Source organism: Comamonas sp. (assembly GCF_009360615.1).
In the GTDB taxonomy this organism is placed as follows: Bacteria; Pseudomonadota; Gammaproteobacteria; order Burkholderiales; family Burkholderiaceae_C; genus Comamonas.
In genome coordinates this window covers 1-3446 of sequence record NZ_SPEY01000062.1, presented here as the reverse complement: position 1 = coordinate 3446, position 3446 = coordinate 1, and the positions used below count along the sequence as shown (strand labels likewise).

Below are 3446 nucleotides of genomic sequence, written 5' to 3'. Positions count from 1 at the left end.
ACAGGCCTTTTCAAATAAAAGGATTGAAGCTATCAATTGGAGAGCGAGTGGGTCAGAAGCCGCTGATCTGCAAACCCAGCACCGGCGCGGGGTGATGGGCTGCTTGCAAAATGGCTTCACCATGCTGACCTTTGCAGATATCCAAGCCGCCGCTGCGCGCCTGAATGGCGCCGTCCTTCAAACTCCTTTTGTGGAATCACGCACGCTCTCGCAGATCACGGGGGCGCAGGTCTATCTCAAGTTCGAGAACCTGCAGTTCACGGCATCCTTCAAGGAGCGTGGCGCGCTGAACAAGCTGCTCATGCTCAGCGATGCCGAGCGTGCGCGCGGCGTGGTCGCCATGAGTGCCGGCAATCACGCCCAGGGCGTGGCCTATCACGCACAACGCCTGGGCCTGCGTGCCGTCATCGTCATGCCGCGTTTCACCCCGGGCGTGAAGGTGGAGCGTACGCGCGGCTTCGGCGCCGAAGTGGTGCTGCACGGCGACACGCTGGCCGAGGCGCGAGCCCATGCCTATCAGCTGGCGCAGGAGCAGCAGCTGACCTTTGTCCATCCCTATGACGACGAAGCGATTGCTGCTGGCCAGGGCACGCTGGCGCTGGAAATCCTGCAGGCCCAGAGCGACCTGGACGTGCTGGTGGTGGCCATTGGCGGCGGCGGCCTGATCGCGGGCATTGCCACGGCGGCCAAGGCCATCAAGCCGGGGATCGAAGTCGTGGGCGTGCAGACCCAGCGCTTTCCATCCATGGTCAATGCGCTGCGCCATACCGATCTGCCCATGGGCACCTCCACGATTGCCGAAGGCATTGCCGTGACCCAGCCCGGCGTCATCACCCAGGACGTGGTGCAGCGCTGTGTGGATGATCTGCTGCTGGTGGATGAGGGCGATATCGAGCAGGCCGTGCTCATGCTGCTGGAGATCGAGAAGACGCTGGTCGAAGGTGCGGGCGCGGCGGGTCTGGCGGCGCTGCTGCGCTATCCGGCGCAGTTCAAGGGCAAGAAGGTGGGCCTGGTGCTGTCGGGCGGCAACATCGATCCCATGCTGCTGGCCGCCATCATCGAGCGCGGCATGGTGCGCTCAGGCCGCCTGGCCCGCATCCGCGTCAGCGCGCGCGATGTACCTGGCGTGCTGGCCCAGATCACGACCACCGTGGCCGTGGCTGGTGCCAATATCGAGGAAGTTCACCACCAGCGTGCCTTCACCATGCTGGCCGCGCAGAATGTCGAGATCGAGCTGGTGCTGCAGACGCGCAACCAGCCTCATGTGGAGCAGGTGCTGCAGGCCTTGCGCGCAGCCGGCATGGAGGCCGAGCGCATCGGCTGATGACGCGTGCTGGCGGGCTTTCCCCTAGCGGGCGGCAGCGGCCTGTGGGCCAGAATGCCAGACAACCATTGTTGAAAGGAGCATCGATCGCATGTCCCATGATCCCGCCGTCGACCACGAGCCGCAGGATGCGGCCGAAGCCGTGGTGCCCTATATTCCCGTCATCATTCCGGCCGCCGGTGCGGTGATGATGTTTCTGCTGGCCTTCATTGCCGTGAACATGGCCTAGTCCGGCAACGCTTGAGGACATTCCAGCCTTGGCCGACCCGACCCCGCGATGCGGGGTTTTTTTATGTCTGGACAGGTCATGAATGCGAAGAATATGCATACTTCAATGCGCAAAATGCATAGTTATCGCCGGTGATTTGCTGACAAATTCAAAGCCCCTCCCTAGAATCGATCTCCCGCCGCACTTCAAAACAAGGTTGTTTTGACTTAATCGGATGGATGGCAGGCGCCAACAGGTGCTAGGGAATGCAGGCGAGACGCCTTCAAAAGCCTTTTTTCAAAGACGCAGCCGCAGGGGATGCTTCTTTGAAAAACTGGTTTTTTAATTGAAGGACTTCCCCCATGAACGCCGCTGTGCAAAGCCTGAACATCCAGGCTCCCGATTACGTCAAGAACCCCAAGCTCATCGCCTGGGTTGCCGAAATGGCTGCGCTGTGCAAGCCCGCCCAGATCCACTGGTGTGACGGCTCGCAAGCCGAGTACGACGCGCTGTGCCAGCAACTGGTGGATGCCGGCACCTTCAAGCCGCTGGCCAAGCGCCCCGGCTCCTTCCTGGCCTGGACCGACCCCTCGGACGTGGCCCGCGTGGAAGACCGCACCTATATCTGCTCCGCCAGGAAGGAAGACGCAGGTCCCACCAACAACTGGATGGACCCTGCGGAGATGCGTGCCACGCTGAACCCTCTGTTCGATGGCTGCATGGCCGGCCGCACCATGTATGTGGTGCCTTTCTCCATGGGCCCGCTGGGTTCGCCCATCGCCCACGTGGGCATCGAGCTGTCCGACAGCCCTTATGTGGCCGTCAACATGAAGATCATGACCCGCATGGGCAAGGCCGTGTATGACGTGATCGGTACCAGCGGCGAGTTCGTGCCCTGCGTGCACACCATCGGCGCACCGCTGGCCGCCGGTCAGAAGGACGAGACCACCTGGCCTTGCAGCAAGACCAAGTACATCGTGCACTATCCCGAAACCCGCGAAATCTGGTCCTACGGTTCGGGCTACGGCGGCAACGCGTTGCTGGGCAAGAAGTGCTTTGCGCTGCGTATCGCCTCCACCATGGGCCGCGACCAGGGCTGGCTGGCCGAACACATGCTGATCCTGGGCGTCACCAACCCCGAAGGCAAGAAGTACCACGTGGCTGCGGCCTTCCCCTCGGCCTGCGGCAAGACCAATTTTTCCATGCTGGTGCCCCCCAAGGCCTTCGAAGGCTGGAAGGTCACGACCATCGGCGACGACATCGCCTGGATCAAGCCCCAGGCAGATGGCTCGCTGCGCGCCATCAACCCCGAAGCCGGTTACTTCGGCGTGGCTCCCGGCACCAACATGCTGACCAATCCGAACTGCATGCTGAGCCTGGACAAGAACGTGATCTTCACCAACGTGGCCCTGACCGATGACGGCGACGTGTGGTGGGAAGGCATGGAAAAGGACCAGGGCAAGCTGCCCGACCACCTGATCGACTGGCAAGGCAAGGACTGGACGCCCCAGATCGCCAAGGAAACCGGTGCCAAGGCCGCTCATCCCAATGCCCGATTCACCGTGGCAGCCACCAACAACCCGGCTCTGGACGAGGCCTGGGACGATCCTGCCGGCGTGAAGATCGATGCCATCATCTTCGGCGGCCGCCGCTCCAGCACTGTGCCTCTGGTGACCGAAGCCCGGGACTGGACCGAAGGCGTGTACATGGCTGCAACCATGGGCTCCGAGACCACCGCCGCCGCCTTCGGTGCGCAGGGCGTGGTGCGCCGCGACCCCTTCGCAATGCTGCCGTTTGCCGGCTACAACATGAGCGATTATTTCCAGCACTGGCTGGACCTGGGCGCCAAGATCGAAGGCCAGGGCGCAACCCTGCCCAAGATCTTCACCACCAACTGGTTCCGCAAGAACGCCG

Annotated in this window: 3 protein-coding genes; all 3 read left to right on the top strand. The window is 62.6% G+C overall.

What is annotated here, in order from left to right:
- The first annotated feature begins 121 nt into the window (after window positions 1–121).
- Window positions 122–1324, top strand: coding sequence for a threonine ammonia-lyase (locus tag E2583_RS16800; RefSeq protein WP_291597362.1), 1203 nt, complete (start codon window positions 122–124; stop codon window positions 1322–1324).
- A 91-nt stretch (window positions 1325–1415) separates the two neighbouring features.
- Complete coding sequence (locus E2583_RS16795) at window positions 1416–1553, top strand: hypothetical protein (RefSeq protein WP_167007454.1); 138 nt, start codon at window positions 1416–1418, stop codon at window positions 1551–1553.
- 341 nt (window positions 1554–1894) lie between these two features.
- Window positions 1895–3446 (top strand): phosphoenolpyruvate carboxykinase (GTP) (locus tag E2583_RS16790; RefSeq protein ID WP_291597361.1); only part of this gene is annotated, 1552 nt, incomplete at its 3' end.